Below are 16,156 nucleotides of genomic sequence, written 5' to 3'. Positions count from 1 at the left end.
GTGGCTATTCGACGCGGCGCAGGGCGTCCGCCGGGCGGAGCCTGGAGGCGCGCCAGCCGCCGAAGGTGCCCGCGATGAGGCCGCCGGCGACGGCGAGGCCGACCGACAGGCCGATGGTGCCGAGGCTGACGGGAGCGGTCAGCGCGATGTCCAGCGCCTTCGTCGCGGCCTGCCGCCCGGGCCCGCCGCCGAAGCCACCACCACCACCGCCACCGGAGGCGACCGACGCGGTCAGCGTCGGGCTGATGGCGGTGATGAGGTACGCGCCGCCGAGGCCCAGCGCGATACCGAGGACGCCGCCGATGAGGCCGTTGACCAGGGCCTCGCCCATCACCTGACCGGTGACCCGGCGGCTCTTCCAGCCCAGCGCCTTGAGCGTGCCGAACTCCCGCACGCGCCTGCTGACGGCGGAGGAGGTGAGCAGTCCCGCGACCAGGAACGCGGCGATCAGCACGGCGATGGAGAGCCACTTGCCGAGGTTCGTCGCCAGGTCGGAAGCGGTGGCGAGCGAACCGGAGACCGTGGAGGCGAGATCGGCGGAGGTGGTGACCGTCGTGCCCGGGACGTTCTTCTGGATGGCGGACTTGACGCCGTCGATCTGCTGCGAGTCCGTGGCCTTCACATAGACCGTGGTGACCTTGTCCTTGGCGCCGGCCAGCGTCTGGGCCTGCGTCAGCGGGATGTAGACGTTGGCGGCGGAGTCGCCACTGTCGGCGGTCGCGATGCCGATGACCTTGTACTTGACGGCCTTGATGGTGAGCGTGCCACCGACCGCGAGCTTGTTCTCCTTGGCGTAGGAGCTGTCGAGGACGGCCACGGCGGTGTTGGACTGCGCGCTCGTGAAGGACGTACCCGAGGTGATCTTCGAGGAGGTCAGCGGCCCGAGCGCCGGCTTGGCGACGTCCACGCCGTAGACCGAGTAGTTGTTGACGTCGAACTGCGCGCCACCGCCCTGCACCTCACTCGGCGGCTGCGCGCCGCCACCACCGCGCCCGCCGCCGGTGGTCTGGCCCTGCTTGACCTGCCCCCGGTCGAACTGCCCGCTCACCTTCAGCACCCGCAGGCTCAGCCCGCCGACGGCGTCGTCCACCCCCTTCTGCCCGGCGACCTGGGACACGACCGTGCTGGGCAGCGACTCGAAGCCCTGCACCATCACCTGGTCGCTGCTCTGCTCCTTGGAGTCCGTGGTGGCACCGAAGTTGAACTTCGGACGCCCGGTGGCCCCGGTACTGCCCTGCGCGGCGGCGGCCTTGGTGACCGTCATATCGGTCCCGAGGCCGTACAGGGACTGCAGGACCTTGCCCTGCGCCACCTGCATCCCCGCCGAGGCCGAGTTGACGGTGATGACCAGCCCGATACCGAGGGCCAGCCCCAGCGCGATGACCAGCGCGGCCTTTCTGCGACGTCGCAGCTCGCGCCTGAGATACGTAAAGAACATGCGATTCCTCGCCGTTGCCACCCCGGCCAGGATGCGGGGGGATGAATGGGGACGGCGGAAGTACGAGTGGATCGGAGGTCCCTCGTACTCCCGCTGCGCCGTCACGGTAGGAACCAGCGGTGATGAACGGGTGAGGCCGGACTGAGAGCCGGATGAGAAAGGTCAGCGGGCGCCGAGCAGGTGGTCCATCGCCAGCTGGTCGAGCTGCTCGAACGCCATGCCCTTCACCGCCGCCGCCTCGACGTCGAAGTCCTCGAACGACGCCCGGTCGCCCAGCAGATCACTGAGCGTCTCGCCCTCCCCCAGCGTCGGCCGGGCCAGCTCGTCCAGCCGGGACGCCCTGAGCGCCTCCTGCACGACCGGATCGGCACGGAACGCGGCGGCGCGCTCCTTCAGCAGCAGGTAGTTGCGCATGCACCCGGCGGCCGAGGCCCAGACGCCGTCGGAGTCCTCGGTACGCGGCGGCTTGAAGTCGAAGTGCCGGGGCCCCTCGTAACCGGCGGTCTCCAGCAGATCGACGAGCCAGAACGCGTCCCGCAGATTGCCCGCGCCGAAGCGCAGGTCCTGGTCGTACTTGATGCCGGTCTGGCCGTTGAGGTCGATGTGGAAGAGCTTGCCGTGCCACAGCGCCTGCGCGATGCCGTGAGTGAAGTTGAGCCCGGCCATCTGCTCGTGCCCGGTCTCGGGGTTCACCCCGACCAGCTCCGGGTGCTCCAGCTCGTTGATGAACGCGAGCGCGTGCCCCACGGTCGGCAGCAGGATGTCGCCGCGCGGCTCGTTCGGCTTGGGCTCCACGGCGAACCGCAGGTCGTACCCCTGCCCCAGCACATACTCGCCGAGCAGGTCGAACGCCTCCTTCATCCGGTCCAGCGCGACCCGCACGTCCTTGGCCGCCCCGGACTCCGCCCCTTCCCGGCCGCCCCACGCCACATAGACCTGCGCACCGAGCTCGACGGCCAGATCGATGTTCAGGACCGTCTTGCGCAGCGCGTACCGCCGTACGTCACGGTCGTTGGACGTGAAGGCGCCGTCCTTGAAGACCGGGTGCGTGAAGAGATTGGTGGTGGCCATGGGCACCACCAGGCCGGTCGCGTCGAGGGCCTGCCGGAACCGCTTGATGTGCGTCTCGCGCTCGACCTCCGTGGCGCCGAACGGGATGAGGTCGTCGTCGTGGAACGTCACGCCGTACGCGCCCAGCTCGGCGAGCCGGGTGACGGACTCGACCGGGTCGAGGGCGGGGCGGCTGGCGTCACCGAACGGGTCGCGGCCCTGCCAGCCGACCGTCCAGAGGCCGAAAGTGAACTTGTGCTCGGGGGTGGGGGTGAGACTCATGGCGCCGGCTCCTATTCGTAAGACCGTTGAACAAATTAGTATGCGAGGACCGCGATGGGAAGAGAAGGGGGTCGCTCAATGGAACCGACGGTCGTGATCGGGGTGGACAGCTCCACCCAGTCGACGAAGGCGCTGGCGGTCCGGGTGGACACCGGCGAAGTGCTGGCGCGGGCCAGATCGCCCCACACGGTCAGCGAGGGCGGAAGGCGCGAAACGGACCCGGAGGTCTGGTGGCAAGCCCTCAGAACAACCCTCGAAGCCCTATCCCCACACCCGGCCTCGGCCATCTCCATCGGAGGCCAACAACATGGCTTGGTCACCCTCGACGCATCGGGTAAGGCCCTGCGCCCGGCCCTCCTCTGGAACGACGTGCGATCAGCCCCCCAGGCAGAGGCACTCGTCGCACGCTTCGGAGCCAAACACTGGGCCGAGCGCTTCGGCTCCGTACCCGGAGCCAGCTTCACCGTCGCGAAATGGGCCTGGCTGCGCGAGAACGAACCGGCCGTCGCCGCCGCGACCGCCGGAGTGCGCCTGCCGCACGACTTCCTCACCGAACGGCTGACGGGCCAGGCGGTCACGGATCGCGGCGACGTATCGGGAACCGGCTGGTGGGCCTCGGACACCGAGACCTACGACAACGCCGTCCTCACCACCGTCGGCCTCGACGAAGCCCTCCTCCCCCGCGTACTGGCCCCAGGAGAACCAGCAGGGACCACGCTCCCCGGCCTCCCCCTCCCACCCGGCATCCCGGTCGCCTCCGGCACCGGCGACAACGCGGCGGCCGCCCTGGGCCTCGGCCTGACCCCCGGCCGCGCCGCCCTCAGCCTGGGCACCTCGGGAACCGTCTACACCCCCTCGACCAACCGCCCCACCGACCCCACGGGAACGGTCGCCGGCTTCGCGGGGGCACACGGCGGCTGGCTCCCGCTCGCCTGCACCCTGAACTGCACCCAGGCGGTGGACAAGATCGCCGGCCTCCTCAGCCTCACCAGAGAGGCCGTGGAACCCAACCGAACGATCACCCTCCTCCCCTTCCTCGACGGAGAGCGCACCCCCAACCTCCCCCTCGCCTCGGGCACCCTCACCGGCCTGCGCCACGACACCACCCCCGGCCAGATCCTGCAGGCCGCCTACGACGGCGCCACCTACACCCTCCTCGCCGCCCTGGACCTGGTCCTGGCGGTCGACGACCGGCCCTCCGACGAGCCCCTCCTCCTGATCGGCGGCGGCGCCCGCGGCACCGCCTGGCGGCAGACCGTCCGCCGGCTGTCCGGACGAGCGGTCCAGATCCCCGACGCGGACGACCTCGTCGCCCTGGGCGTCGCCGCGCAGGCGGCCGCCCTCCTCACCGGGGAAACACCCACCGACATCGCCGCCCGCTGGGGCACGTCGGCGGGCCCGGTCTACGATCCGATCGAACGGGACGAAACCACGCTGGAATCCCTGAGAGCGGCGCTGACCACCACCTGACGAACGACACGCAGGAGGCCAGGGCCCCCACCCCCCCGGGTGGCTCGAACCGGAGGGGGACGGGTCCGCAGGGGTGGGGTTTCGAAATGCCGCCGAGCTATTTGTGGGCCCCTGGGGGCACCCCCGGCCGAAGGTTGGGGGATCGTGAACAGTCGATTTCGAAGCCCCGCCCCGGAGGGCCCGGCCCCCGCCCCCACAGACCACAGAACGGACCGACCGTGGCAACCGGCACCAACCCCCAAGCCGCCCTGCGCCGCCGCAACCTGTCCGCCGTCGTGCACGCCGTCGCCGCCGGCGACAACATGTCCCGGGCAGCCGTCGCGGCCGAGGTCGGCCTCACCCGGGCCACCGTCTCGACGCTCGTCGACGAACTCATCGCGGCGGGCCTCGTCACCGAGCTGGGCGCGCAGCGCCCCGGCACCGTGGGCCGCCCCGGCACCGCCCTCGCCCTCAGCCCGCGCGGCCCCGCCGGGATCGGCGCCGAAGTGGGTGTGGACCACCTCGCGGCCTGCGTCGTGGACCTGCGCGGCACCGTACGGGCCCGAGCGACCGTGGAGGCCCGCAACCGCGGCCGGGCCGCCGCGCAGACGCTCGGCGAGCTGGACGGACTCGTCCGGCAGGTGACGGAGGAAGCGGTGGCGCTCGGGCTGCGCCCGGCGGGGCTGACCGTCGCGGTCCCCGGCCTGGTGGGGAGGGACCAGCACACGGTTCTGCGGGCACCGAACCTCGGCTGGAAGAACGAACGCACCGAACTGACCGTGGAGAACGAGGCGAACCTAGGGGCACTGGCAGAACTGTGGCTGGCCGGCAGGGAAAAGGTGCTCCCCGCCACCGACACCCCACAAGGCGCCGCCCAAGCCCCCCTCACCGACTTCATCCACGTCTCGGCAGAGATCGGCATCGGCGCCGCCCTCGTCATCAACGGCAGCCTCTTCCGCGGAGCGCGCGGCTTCGCCGGCGAGCTCGGGCACGTCCCCGTCTACCCCGACGGTCCGCGCTGCTCCTGCGGCGCCCGCGGCTGCCTGGAGCAGTACGCGGGCGAGGAGGCGGTGCTGCGCGCGGCCGGCATCGCCCCGGAGCTGCCGGGGCGGCTCAAGGCGCTGCGGACGGCGGCCTCGGACGACGACGCGCCCGCGCTGGCGGCCCTGGAGGCCGCCGGCCGGGCGCTCGGGATCGCGCTGAGCGGCGCCGTGAACCTGCTCGACCCGCAGGCGGTGGTCCTCGGCGGCCCGCTCTCCGAGCTGGCCCCGTGGCTGCTGCCGGGGGTGCGGCGGGAGCTGGGGCGACGGGTCACGGGCGGCGGCGCGCTGGTGGTCGAGTCACGGCTGGGCCGGGACGGGGTGCTGCTGGGCGCGGCGTACAGCGCGGTGCGGGCGGTCCTGGACGACCCGTCCGAATGGACCGCCCGCTAGGGCGTGTTGCGAAAGGAGCGCCGTTCGCCCGGAGGGCGTGGCCCACGGCGTCCGGTGCGTGCGCTCGCAAGGCGGAGGGTCGTCCTCGTACTGGACGTACCCGGACGAGCTCCGACAGCGCAGCGAGGGCGCGTGCCAGACGCCGTGGGCCAGGCGGGACTTTCGCAACACACCCTAGAGAGGGGCCCGCCGGGCCCCCGGCTCAAGCCGGCCGCAGGCAAACCCGCAGGATCAGGAAGTGGCACCCAGCGCGGACCCGGCGGTCCAAGCGCTCCACGTCATGTTCCACCCGTTGAGCCCGTTGTCCGGCTTGATCGTCTTGTCGGGCGAGTTCTTCATCACGACCACGTCGCCGATCAGCGACTGGTCGAAGAACCAGGCACCCAGCGTGTCCGGGTCATTGGCGCCCTTGGCGTCGCTCAGGCCGATGCAGCCGTGGCTGGTGTTGGCCGAGCCGAAGATCGACTTGTTGCCCCAGTAGTTGCCGTGGATGAACGTGCCCGAGGAGCTCAGCCGCATGGCGTGCGGCACGTCGGCGATGTCGTACTCACCCTTGAAGCCGACCGAGTCACCGTTCATCCGCGTCTGCTTGTACTTCTCGGAGATCACCATCTGACCGTTGTAGGTCGGGTGGTCGGCGGAGCCGGCCGAGATCGGGATGGTCTTGATCGTCTTGCCGTCGCGGACGACCGTCATCGTCTTGGTCGTGGCGTCGACCGTCGAGACCTGGGACCGGCCGACGGTGAAGTTGACGTCCTTGTTCTGGACGCCGTAAACGCCGTTGGAGCCCTCGACGCCGTCGAGCTTCAGCTTGACGCTGACGTTCGAGCCGGCCTTCCAGTACTCCTGCGGACGGAAGTCCAGCCGGGTGGAGTCGAACCAGTGGCCCACGACCGTCTGGCCGCTGCTGGACGCCACCTTGATGGCCGACTCGACGGCCTTCTTGTTGGTGACGGCCTTGTCGAACTTGATCGACACCGGCATGCCGACGCCGACCGTGGAGCCGTCCTCCGGCGTGAAGTAGCCGATGAAGCTGTTGCTCGCGGAGACCGTGCCGAAGGTGGAGGTCTCGGTGACGACGCGCCCCTTCGCGTCCTGCGCGGTGGCCGCGACCTTGTACTTCTTGCCGCGGTCGAGGGAGGCGTCCGGCTTCCAGCTGGTGCCGTCGGTGGCTATCGCGCCCTTGACGGCCTTTCCGCTCACGACCTCGGTCATGGCGACCGCGGTGAGTTTGCCGTCGGTCACGGCGATCTTGGTGCCGCTGCTGATGCTCGCGTTGCTCGTCCCCGTCTTCGGGGTGATGGCGATCTTGGCGTCCGAGGAGACGTCGGCGGCGGCCGCGTCGACGTCCGCCTGTGTCTTGCCCTTGTCCGTCGCGGCGGCGCCCTTGTCCGAGCCGCTGCCGCCGCACGCGGTCAGCGCGACCGCGCCGCCGAGCACGACCGCGACGGCCGCCAGGCCGGTGCGGCGCCTGCGCCGCGAGCGCGCGCGCTGGTCGGGCGTCATGCCGTTGACGGGGCCGGTTGCGGTGCCGGGGTCGGGCGACTTCACACAAATCTCCAATGCCTGCGGGCGCACGTTCCCTGCTCGCGTTCCCGCGAGTCCTGCCCGCGTCCCTGCGAGCGACGGATCCGGACGAGATGGATCCGGAAACGAGCCTCATCCATAACCAGAGGAACATGCGGGGCCGGAAGTCCGTTCCCTTTGTCCGGAAAGTGTGTCGAGGCACACGTGCGGAACCCCGGGCCGCGAAACGGCCCGGGGTCGGGGAAAAATGCAGGTCAGACCAGGATCAGGCGGAGCCGGACCGGGATCAGGCCGGCGTGGTGGCCTCCTCGACGTCCTCCTCTGCGGCATCGTCGTCGTCGTACATGTCCCACTCCTCGGAGTCGGGGTCGTACTCGGTGTGCGCGCAGGACCACGAGGCCTGCACGAGTTCGATCCCGGGGACCGTCGTGACCAGGTCGAACGGGTCGATCAGATAGGCCAGCGCCTCGGACTCGTCCTGCTTCACAGCCGCCTCGGCGTGCGTCCGCTCCTCGGCGGGCATCTCCGCGTCGGCGGCGATGTGCTCCAGTGCGGCGGCGGTCACTTCCTGCTGTCCGGTGACCTCGAGAACGAGCTCGACCTGGAGTCGGACATAGCGCGGGCCGCTGTCGCCACGGGGAATCTCAGTAGTGCTCATGCGACGGAGCGTAAACGCCGGAGCGCCAGCTTCCCACCAGGCACACCAGGTCACTAACATCGGCGTCTACGGTCAAGTCGCCGCACCCAATGGGGGATCCGTTGACCTCGCCTCTGGCTTCTCCACGCCCGTTCGTCGCCGCCGCCGCGGCTTCCGTACTGGCAGCGCTGTATTTCGTGCCGTCCGCCACCGCCAGCCCGGATCATGCCCCCGCTTCGCAGGTCAAGGCACCCGTGACGACATCAGGACCGACGACGTCGACGACCGGGACGCTCCATCTCGCGGCCACCGGAACGGTGCACACCACGCCGTATCTGATCGGCGGGGCCGCGTTCCTCGTCGGCGGTGCGGGGCTGGTGCTGAACGCAGGGCGGCGCTCCCGCGCGCAGGCGCTCTGAAGCACCGAGGGACGCACACCCGCGGGTGTGCGCCCCTCGTCATCGTCACGCTCAGCAGCGGCTCAGCAAGCGCTCAGCCATCGCCGCTCAGCAGTCGCGCGGCGCGCGGCGCCGGCCCCGCTGATCCGGCGTCAGGCCAGCGGCCCCGTCACCGATTCGGCCGCCGCGTTGAGCTTTCCGGCCCGGACGAACGCGTACGCGGCCTCCAGGTCGGGCGACAGGAAACGGTCCGGGCCGACTCCGTCGATGCCCGCCTCACGGACCGCCGCCACGATCGCCCGAGTGGCCGGGGCGGGCCGCAGACCGCCCGCGGTGAGCTTCTCGCGCATCTCGATGGCGCGGGTCGCGGCGAACAGCTCGACGGCGATGATCCGCGCCAGGTTGTCGACGGTCGTCCGCAGCTTGCGGGCCGCGGACCAGCCCATCGAGACGTGGTCCTCCTGCATCGCGGACGACGGGATCGAGTCCACGGAGGCCGGCACGGCCAGCCGCTTCATCTCGCTGACCAGCGCGGCCTGCGTGTACTGAGCGATCATCAGGCCCGAGTCCACGCCCGGGTCGTCGGCGAGGAACGCCGGCAGCCCGTGCGAGCGCGACTTGTCGAGCAGCCGGTCGGTGCGCCGCTCGGCGATGCTGCCGAGGTCGGCGGCGGCGATCGCCAGGAAGTCCAGGACGTACGCCACGGGCGCGCCGTGGAAGTTGCCGTTGGACTCCACGCGGCCGTCGGGCAGCACCACGGGGTTGTCGACGGCGGAGATCAGCTCGCGGTCGGCCACCAGCCGGGCGTGCGCCAGGGTGTCCCGGCCGGCGCCCGCGACCTGCGGGGCGCAGCGGATCGAGTAGGCGTCCTGGACGCGCGGGGCGTCGTCCTGGTGGTGCCCGGTGAAGCCGGAGCCCTCCAGCACGCGGCGCATGTTCTCGGCGCTCGCGGCCTGGCCCGGGTGCGGGCGGATGGCGTGCAGCTCGGGCGCGAGGACGCGCTCGGTGCCGAGCAGTGCCTCCAGCGAGAGCGCGGCGGTGATGTCGGCGGCGGTGAACAGCTGCGCGAGGTCCGCGCAGGCCATCACCAGCATGCCGAGCATGCCGTCGGTGCCGTTGATGAGGGCCAGGCCCTCCTTCTCGCGCAGCTCCACCGGCTCGATGCCGGCCTCGGCGAGCAGCTCGCCGGCCGGACGAATCGTTCCGTCGGGGCCTTCGGCCACGCCTTCGCCCATCAGCACCTGCGCGCAGTGCGCGAGCGGTGCGAGGTCACCGGAACAGCCGAGCGAGCCGTACTCGTGCACGACGGGGGTGATTCCGGCGTTCAGGATCGCCGCCATCGTCTCGGCGACGACCGGACGCACGCCGGTGCGGCCGGACGCGAGCGTCTTCAGCCGCAGGAACATCAGGCCGCGCACGACCTCGCGCTCGACGCTCGGGCCCATGCCGGCGGCGTGCGAACGCACCAGGGAGCGCTGCAGCTGTGCGCGCAGCTCCGGGCTGATGTGGCGGACGGCCAGCGCGCCGAAGCCCGTGGACACGCCGTAGACCGGCTCCGGCTTGGCCGCCAGCGCCTCGATGACCTGCCGCGACGCGGCGATCCCGGTCAGTGCCTGCTGCGACAGTTCGACCTTCGCGCCGCCGCGAGCCACGGCCAGGACGTCGTCCGCGCTCGCGCCGTCGGCGCCGATGACCACGTTATGCATATTCATATTCACGCACCCTAGAGAGTGAATCGCCGCCTGTCACTCCTTACCTTCGCAGGCGATCTTCGATGGCCCGCCCCGGTGATCTTCGCGGGCCCTACCCGACAACCGCTCGGGGCCGGGCACAGCAAGGCAACCGGGCCCGCCGGCAGGCCCGCCCGTCAGGACCCGTGGCGCCCGCGAATCCGCCGGCGTTCGCCCTCGGGCGCGGGCGGCTGGTCCGCGAGGCGTACGACGGGGTCGTCCGGGCCCCCGCGCCCCGCGACGACCGGAGTGGCCGAGCGCAGCGCCTTGGCCCGGTACTGGGCGGCGTCGGCGAGGCGGAAGAGCCGCCGGGCGGTCCGTACCGGCCCGATCGGGTCGCCCGTCGAGGCGACCCCGCACGCGACGCCTTCGCCCACCTCCAGCTCGGTGGCCCGCCGGCACAGCTCGTCCGCCGCGCCCACCACCTCGTCCGGGCTCTGGCCGACCGCGACGAGGCAGAACTCGTCGCCGCCGAGCCGGGCCGCCAGGCTGCCCGGCAGCAGCGCGCCGCACAGCGACAGGACGGAGCCGAAACGTTCGAGCAGTTGGTCCCCGACCGCGTGCCCGAGCCGGTCGTTCACCTTCTTCAGACCGTTCAGATCGCACACCACCAGGCTCACCACGGTCCCCGACACCCGGTGCAGCTCCAGCGCCTCGTCCAGCCGGACGTCGACGGCGCGCCGGTTCCCGAGCCCGGTCAGCGGGTCGCTGAAGGCCAGCCGCTGGACCTCGGCGAGCCGTTCGGTCTGCGAGATCCCGGCCGCGATCACGGCGGCCAGCACCGTCGCGAAGTCCGCGTCCGCCCGGTCGAAGACCGGCTCGCCCGCGCCCCGGGCCACGTACAGCTCGCCCCAGGCGCGCCCGTGCAGCACGATCGGCGCGACGACGCAGCAGCCGCGCCCGCGCCGCCGCAGGGCGGCGACCCGCTGGTGGCAGTACGCGCCCGGCCCCTGCGGGCCCTCCTCGGCCGTCTCGACCCAGGCGTGCGGTTCCCCGCCGCCGGCCCATTTCCCGTGCAGGAACTCGACGATCTCCGGGAAGTCGTTCACGGGATAGGTCTCGTCCCGCGGCTCCGGGTCCTCGCCGGGCGCCAGGTCGCCGTCGTTGACGAGCACCTTGAGCTGGCCCGATCCCCGTTCCCACGACGACAGCGCCGCGAAGGACCCGCCCATCGCGAGCCGCGCCCTGGTGGCGGCCGCCCGCACCGCCTCGCGCGGGTCCTGGGCGGCCGCCATCGCCTGCGCCAACTCCACGACCGCTCGCAGCCGTCGATCGGCCGTCCCGTCACCCATCCCACCAGGTTAAGAACAAATGTCGCACTTGGGGCTGTTTGACTACTCCCTGGACGAATTTACTGTTCCCCCGTCAGCCGCCCGCCGCCACCCGGGCCGGCGTCACTCCCCCGGCCAGTCCGGCGTCCGCTTCTCGTTGAACGCCGCCACGCCCTCGGCCCGGTCCCCCGAGAAGGCCACCGTCCGCCACGCCGCGTCCTCGACGTCGAGACCGGCCCGCAGATCCAGTCCGTGCCCGAGCCGCAGCGCCCGCTTCGCGGCCCGCAGGCCCACCGGCGAGTTCGCGGCCATGCGCTCCGCGAGCGCCAGCGCGTCCGCGCGGTCCTCGCCCGCGGCGGCCAGGACGTCGACGAGGCCCAGCTCACGGGCCTCCTCCGCCGCCACCCGCCGCGCCGTGAAGATCAGCTCGGCGGCCCGTGCCGCGCCCACCCGGCGCGGCAGCAGCTGGGTGCCGCCACCGCCGGGGATCACGCCCACCGAGACCTCCGGCAGCCCCACCACCGCGGTGGCGTCCGCCACGATCACGTCGCAGGACAGCGCCAGCTCGAAGCCGCCACCGAGCGCGAAGCCGTGCACCGCGGCGATCGACGGCATCGGAAGTTCCAGCACCGAGGTGTACGCGGCACGGGTGTCCGGCCGCTGCCGGCCGAGGTCGGCGTCCGTGAAGGAGTTGCGCTCCTTCAGGTCCGCGCCGACGCAGAACGCGCGCTCGTGCGTGGACGTCAGCACCACGACGCTGACCGTCCGGTCGGCGGCGAGCGCGGCACAGGCCGCCGCCACGTTCCCGGCCATCTCCGTCGAGATGGCGTTCATCGCCTTGGGGCGATCCAGCACCAACTCCGCGACGCGCGCGCCGTGCCGCCGCACCGCGACCCATTCCCCGAACCGCATTTCAGACTCCGTCATGCCCCGGATCATGCCAGCCGCGCCCGCCGCGCGGCAGGGGAGGTGGGGTCAGCTACGGCGTGTCAGCAGCCACGGCTCGACGACGCCGAGCCCACGCACCGGGCGGCGCCACATCGGCTGCAGGGCGAAGCGGTACTTGTCGTCCTCGGACGCGTCGACCTCGGAGACGGGGGCGTCGCCCGCCGCGCCGAGCGCCTGCGCGAAGTCACCGTCGACGAGGACGGCGTCCCGTGGCGCTATCGACGTCAGCCGGCTCGCGAGGTTCACGGTGGTGCCGAAGACATCGCCCATCCGGGTGGTCACGGTCCCGAAGGCCATCCCGACGCGCAGTGCGGGCATGGACTCGTCGCCGGTCATCGTCTCGATGAGCCGCAGCCCGATCTCGGCGGCGCTGCCGGGGTCGTCGGCGACGTACAGCACCTCGTCGCCGAGCGTCTTGATCAGGCGCCCGCCGTGTGCGGCGACCTGGTCGGCGCAGGTGGTCTCGAAGGCCTCGACGAGCTCGCCGAGTTCCTCCTCCTCCAGCCGCCGGGTGAGCCGGGTGAAGCCGACGAGGTCGGCGAAGCCCACGGCCAGCCGGCGGTCGACGGCCTCCTCGTCGTCGGACTGGACGACGCGGCTGGTGGCGGCGGCCAGCTGGCGCCGCCAGACGTAGATGAGGAACTCCTCCAGCTCGGGCAGGAGCAGTTCGACGAGCGGGTAGGCGACCTCGGCCCGCGTCATGCCGGGCTCGGGCGGCTCGGTGAGCCCTTCGAGGAAGGAGTCGGTCTGCCAGTCGGCGAGGCGGGCGGTGGTCTGGCCGGTGGAGCGGGCCACCTGAATGGCCATCGACTCGCTCAGCAGCCCGGCCTCGACGAGCCCGGCGAGCCGGCGCAGCGCCAGCACGTCGGCCTCGGTGAGGGCCTTCGCCTGGCCGATGTCGGCGAAGCCCATGGCACGCCAGAAGCGGGAGGCGAGATCCATGGAGACGCCGGCGGTGCGGGCCGCCTGGAAGGGCGTGTACTGGCGGCCGGCGCCGAGGATGAGGTGTTCGAGGCGCAGTGCGAGCGGATGCTCGGCGGGATCGGTGGAATCCGTGCCGGCACCGGGATCGGCGGGCGTCCCGGGGTCGGCGGAGCCGGCCGGATCGGCCGGCTGATCGGGGTCGATGCCGTCCGGGTCCGGGCCGGTGCCCGGATCCGTCGCGTACGGGGGAAGGTCCGCGTCGTCCACGCTCACCCTCCGCCCCCTGTCAGATCCCTGCGCAATGCCCGTCCGAGCCCTTCCGATCATCAAGCCGACGCGCCGCCTCAACGATACGGCAGGTGTGCCGTAGCTCACGTCACCTGCCCGTGCCTACGTCAACGGGTCTCCTCCACGCCCCCGCGGACGGGAGATCCGCAAGGGAGGACCGGGATCCGGACGGGCTGCCTCCACCGCCCGGCCCCGGTCCTACGCGCGGCGGATGTGGACGACGTCCCCCGCGCCCACCGACTGCTCCCCTTCCGGGGTGGCGAGCACCAGCCGGCCGTCGTCGTCCACGCCGACCGCGGTGCCGACCAGCTCACGCCCGCCGGGCAGCTCGGCGCGGACCTCACGGCCGAGCGTGGCGCAGCCGGCCGCGTACGTCTGCTGGAGACGGGAGGCGGCCGGGTCGCCGCCGGCCGCCCGCCACTCGCCGTACCAGTCGGCGAGGGAGCGCAGCACGGCACGCAGCAGCGGGTCGCGGTCGGTGCCCTTGGCGCCGGCGAGGACGAGGGAGCCCGCGGCGGGGACGGGCAGTTCGTCGGTGCGCAGCGACACGTTGATCCCGATACCGATGATCACGGCGTCGGTGCCGGCGCGCTCGGCGAGGATGCCGCCGGTCTTGCGCTCCTCGCCGTCGATGGTGACCAGCAGGTCGTTGGGCCATTTGAGTGCCGTGTCGACGCCGGCGGTCCGGGACAGCGCCGTGGCGGTCGCGACTCCGGCGAGCAGCGGCAGCCAGCCCCAGCGCTCCACCGGTACGTCGGCGGGCCGCAGTAGCACCGAGAAGAACAGGCCGGAGCGGGGCGGCGCCGACCACTGGCGGTCCAGCCGGCCGCGGCCCGCGGTCTGCTCCTCCGCGACGAGTACGGCGCCTTCGGGGGCACCGGCGTTGGCGCGTTGTGCGAGGTCACTGTTGGTGGAACCGGTGGCCTCGACGACGTCGAGGGACGTCCAGGGGCTGTCCGGCGCGATGACCGCCCGGCGCAGCGCGGCTTCGCCGAGAGGGGGGCGCTCCAGGTCGGACCAGCGGTTGGGAGTCGTCATCCGCCCAGATTAGGAGAAGACCTGTGAGCGGAGTGTGTCCAACGCCGCACTGCTCGGGAACCAGTCGCGCCGTTACGCTACGAAACAGCGTTACTCGCCAGTCAAGTAGGACCCGACAGGACCCACGAGAGCAGGAGAGCCGCCTCCATGGCCGAGCCGGAGCACGACATCCACACCACCGCGGGCAAGCTCGCGGATCTGCGCCGCCGTATGGAGGAGGCGACGCACGCCGGCTCCGCGCGCGCGGTGGAGAAGCAACACGCCAAGGGCAAGCTGACCGCCCGGGAGCGGATCGAACTGCTCCTCGACGAGGACTCGTTCGTCGAGCTGGACGAGCTCGCCCGGCACCGGTCGACCAACTTCGACCTGGAGAAGAACCGCCCCTACGGCGACGGCGTCGTCACGGGCTACGGCACGGTCGAGGGCCGCCCGGTGGCGGTCTTCTCCCAGGACTTCACCGTCTTCGGCGGCGCCCTGGGCGAGGTCTACGGCGAGAAGATCGTCAAGGTCATGGACTGGGCGATGAAGACCGGCTGCCCGGTCATCGGCATCAACGACTCCGGCGGCGCCCGCATCCAGGAGGGTGTGGCCTCGCTCGGCATGTACGGCGAGATCTTCCGCCGCAACACCCACGCCTCCGGTGTGATCCCGCAGATCTCGCTGATCGTGGGCCCCTGCGCGGGCGGCGCGGTGTACTCGCCGGCCATCACGGACTTCGTGGTGATGGTCGACCAGACCTCGCACATGTTCATCACGGGACCCGACGTCATCAAGACCGTGACCGGCGAGGACGTCGCCATGGAGGAGCTGGGCGGCGCCCGCACCCACAACACGACGTCCGGGAACGCGCACCACATGGCGGGTGACGAGAAGGACGCCATCGAGTACGTGAAGGCGCTGCTGTCGTACCTGCCGTCCAACAACCTGGCGGAGGCCCCGGCCTACCCGGTCGAGGCGGACCTGGCGACCAGCGCCGAGGACCTGGAGCTGGACGCGCTGATCCCGGACTCCGCGAACCAGCCGTACGACATGCACAAGGTCATCGAGCACGTGCTGGACGACGGCGAGTTCCTGGAGACGCAGGCGCTGTTCGCGCCGAACATCGTCGCGGGCCTCGGCCGGATCGAGGGCCGGCCGGTCGGCATCATCGCCAACCAGCCGATGCAGTTCGCGGGCTGTCTGGACATCGACGCGTCGGAAAAGGCCGCCCGCTTCGTCCGTACCTGCGACAGTTTCAACATCCCGGTCATCACCTTCGTGGACGTACCCGGCTTCCTGCCCGGCACCGACCAGGAGTGGAACGGCATCATCCGGCGCGGCGCCAAGCTGATCTACGCCTACGCGGAGGCGACGGTCCCGCTGATCACCGTCATCACCCGTAAGGCGTACGGCGGCGCCTACGACGTGATGGGCTCCAAGCACCTGGGCGCCGACCTGAACCTGGCGTGGCCGACCGCGCAGATCGCGGTCATGGGCGCGCAGGGCGCGGTGAACATCCTGCACCGCCGCACGCTGGCCGAGGCGAAGACGCCGGAGGCGGTCGAGGAGCTGCGCCAGCAGCTGATCACCGATTACGAGGACACGCTGCTGAACCCGTACGTGGCCGCCGAGCGCGGTTACATCGACGCGGTGATCATGCCGTCCGAGACCCGCTCGCACCTCGTCAAGGCGCTGCGAACGCTGCGCAACAAGCGCGAGAGCCTGCCGCCGAAGAAGCACGGCAACATCCCCCTGTAAGGAGCC

General features: G+C 71.7%; 13 protein-coding genes. 4 read left to right on the top strand and 9 right to left on the bottom strand.

Annotated elements, in window-relative coordinates; genetic code table 11:
* Positions 1-4 precede the first annotated feature (4 nt).
* Both G3I60_RS30545 and xylA read right to left on the bottom strand, forming a co-directional pair.
* A complete protein-coding gene (locus G3I60_RS30545) occupies positions 5-1,438 on the bottom strand; it encodes an ABC transporter permease (RefSeq protein WP_164295391.1) in 1,434 nt (477 codons plus the stop codon).
* A gap of 162 nt (positions 1,439-1,600) precedes the next feature.
* Complete coding sequence (gene xylA / locus G3I60_RS30540; protein ID WP_164295392.1) at positions 1,601-2,770, bottom strand: xylose isomerase; 1,170 nt, start codon at positions 2,768-2,770, stop codon at positions 1,601-1,603.
* Positions 2,771-2,848: 78 nt separating this feature from the next.
* Here xylA and xylB point away from each other — a divergent pair, with 78 nt between their 5' ends.
* Together xylB and G3I60_RS30530 are read left to right on the top strand one after the other, a co-directional pair.
* Complete coding sequence (gene xylB, locus G3I60_RS30535; RefSeq protein WP_164608017.1) at positions 2,849-4,240, top strand: xylulokinase; 1,392 nt, start codon at positions 2,849-2,851, stop codon at positions 4,238-4,240.
* Between the two features lie 302 nt (positions 4,241-4,542).
* Positions 4,543-5,652, top strand: coding sequence for an ROK family protein (locus tag G3I60_RS30530; protein WP_164294981.1), 1,110 nt, complete (start codon positions 4,543-4,545; stop codon positions 5,650-5,652).
* Between the two features lie 231 nt (positions 5,653-5,883).
* On the opposite strand, the gene G3I60_RS30525 is transcribed toward G3I60_RS30530, so the two are convergent.
* Both G3I60_RS30525 and G3I60_RS30520 read right to left on the bottom strand, forming a co-directional pair.
* A complete protein-coding gene (locus G3I60_RS30525; protein WP_138352273.1) occupies positions 5,884-7,158 on the bottom strand; it encodes an Ig-like domain-containing protein in 1,275 nt (424 codons plus the stop codon).
* Positions 7,159-7,465: 307 nt separating this feature from the next.
* The gene (locus G3I60_RS30520; RefSeq protein ID WP_138352177.1) at positions 7,466-7,837 is read right to left on the bottom strand and encodes a hypothetical protein; all 372 of its coding nucleotides are present in this window, start codon (positions 7,835-7,837) and stop codon (positions 7,466-7,468) included.
* Positions 7,838-7,938: 101 nt separating this feature from the next.
* On the opposite strand from G3I60_RS30520, the gene G3I60_RS30515 reads away from it, so the two are divergent.
* Positions 7,939-8,235 (top strand): hypothetical protein, encoded by a 297-nt coding sequence (locus tag G3I60_RS30515; RefSeq protein WP_239070440.1) that lies wholly within the window; start codon positions 7,939-7,941, stop codon positions 8,233-8,235.
* A 131-nt stretch (positions 8,236-8,366) separates the two neighbouring features.
* Here the strand turns inward: G3I60_RS30515 and hutH are convergent, their stop codons facing one another.
* The 5 genes from hutH to G3I60_RS30490 form a co-directional block, all read right to left on the bottom strand.
* A complete protein-coding gene (gene hutH, locus G3I60_RS30510) occupies positions 8,367-9,920 on the bottom strand; it encodes a histidine ammonia-lyase (protein WP_203674280.1) in 1,554 nt (517 codons plus the stop codon).
* A 161-nt stretch (positions 9,921-10,081) separates the two neighbouring features.
* Positions 10,082-11,236, bottom strand: coding sequence for a sensor domain-containing diguanylate cyclase (locus G3I60_RS30505; RefSeq protein WP_164294912.1), 1,155 nt, complete (start codon positions 11,234-11,236; stop codon positions 10,082-10,084).
* A gap of 102 nt (positions 11,237-11,338) precedes the next feature.
* Positions 11,339-12,142: an enoyl-CoA hydratase/isomerase family protein gene (locus G3I60_RS30500; RefSeq protein ID WP_164294913.1), complete on the bottom strand. Its 804-nt coding sequence runs from the start codon at positions 12,140-12,142 to the stop codon at positions 11,339-11,341.
* A gap of 48 nt (positions 12,143-12,190) precedes the next feature.
* Positions 12,191-13,360, bottom strand: coding sequence for an adenylate/guanylate cyclase domain-containing protein (locus tag G3I60_RS30495; protein ID WP_164608012.1), 1,170 nt, complete (start codon positions 13,358-13,360; stop codon positions 12,191-12,193).
* 213 nt (positions 13,361-13,573) lie between these two features.
* Positions 13,574-14,413 (bottom strand): biotin--[acetyl-CoA-carboxylase] ligase, encoded by an 840-nt coding sequence (locus tag G3I60_RS30490; protein WP_164294914.1) that lies wholly within the window; start codon positions 14,411-14,413, stop codon positions 13,574-13,576.
* Between the two features lie 147 nt (positions 14,414-14,560).
* Between G3I60_RS30490 and G3I60_RS30485 the strand changes: the two genes are divergently transcribed.
* Positions 14,561-16,150, top strand: coding sequence for an acyl-CoA carboxylase subunit beta (locus G3I60_RS30485; RefSeq protein ID WP_138352184.1), 1,590 nt, complete (start codon positions 14,561-14,563; stop codon positions 16,148-16,150).
* The last annotated feature ends 6 nt before the right edge of the window (positions 16,151-16,156 follow it).

Source organism: Streptomyces sp. SID13666 (assembly GCF_010548325.1).
Taxonomy (GTDB): Bacteria; Actinomycetota; Actinomycetes; order Streptomycetales; family Streptomycetaceae; genus Actinacidiphila; species Actinacidiphila fildesensis.
This window is presented reverse-complemented; position numbering and strand designations above follow the sequence as displayed.

Bases quoted from the DNA above. Each gene is read 5' to 3' on its own strand.
- G3I60_RS30545 (WP_164295391.1), bottom strand. From the start codon at position 1,438: ATGTTCTTTACGTATCTCAGGCGCGAGCTGCGACGTCGCAGAAAGGCC.
- xylA (WP_164295392.1), bottom strand. From the start codon at position 2,770: ATGAGTCTCACCCCCACCCCCGAGCACAAGTTCACTTTCGGCCTCTGG.
- xylB (WP_164608017.1), top strand. From the start codon at position 2,849: ATGGAACCGACGGTCGTGATCGGGGTGGACAGCTCCACCCAGTCGACG.
- G3I60_RS30530 (WP_164294981.1), top strand. From the start codon at position 4,543: ATGTCCCGGGCAGCCGTCGCGGCCGAGGTCGGCCTCACCCGGGCCACC.
- G3I60_RS30525 (WP_138352273.1), bottom strand. From the start codon at position 7,158: ATGACGCCCGACCAGCGCGCGCGCTCGCGGCGCAGGCGCCGCACCGGC.
- G3I60_RS30520 (WP_138352177.1), bottom strand. From the start codon at position 7,837: ATGAGCACTACTGAGATTCCCCGTGGCGACAGCGGCCCGCGCTATGTC.
- hutH (WP_203674280.1), bottom strand. From the start codon at position 9,920: ATGCATAACGTGGTCATCGGCGCCGACGGCGCGAGCGCGGACGACGTC.
- G3I60_RS30505 (WP_164294912.1), bottom strand. From the start codon at position 11,236: ATGGGTGACGGGACGGCCGATCGACGGCTGCGAGCGGTCGTGGAGTTG.
- G3I60_RS30500 (WP_164294913.1), bottom strand. From the start codon at position 12,142: ATGACGGAGTCTGAAATGCGGTTCGGGGAATGGGTCGCGGTGCGGCGG.
- G3I60_RS30490 (WP_164294914.1), bottom strand. From the start codon at position 14,413: ATGACGACTCCCAACCGCTGGTCCGACCTGGAGCGCCCCCCTCTCGGC.
- G3I60_RS30485 (WP_138352184.1), top strand. From the start codon at position 14,561: ATGGCCGAGCCGGAGCACGACATCCACACCACCGCGGGCAAGCTCGCG.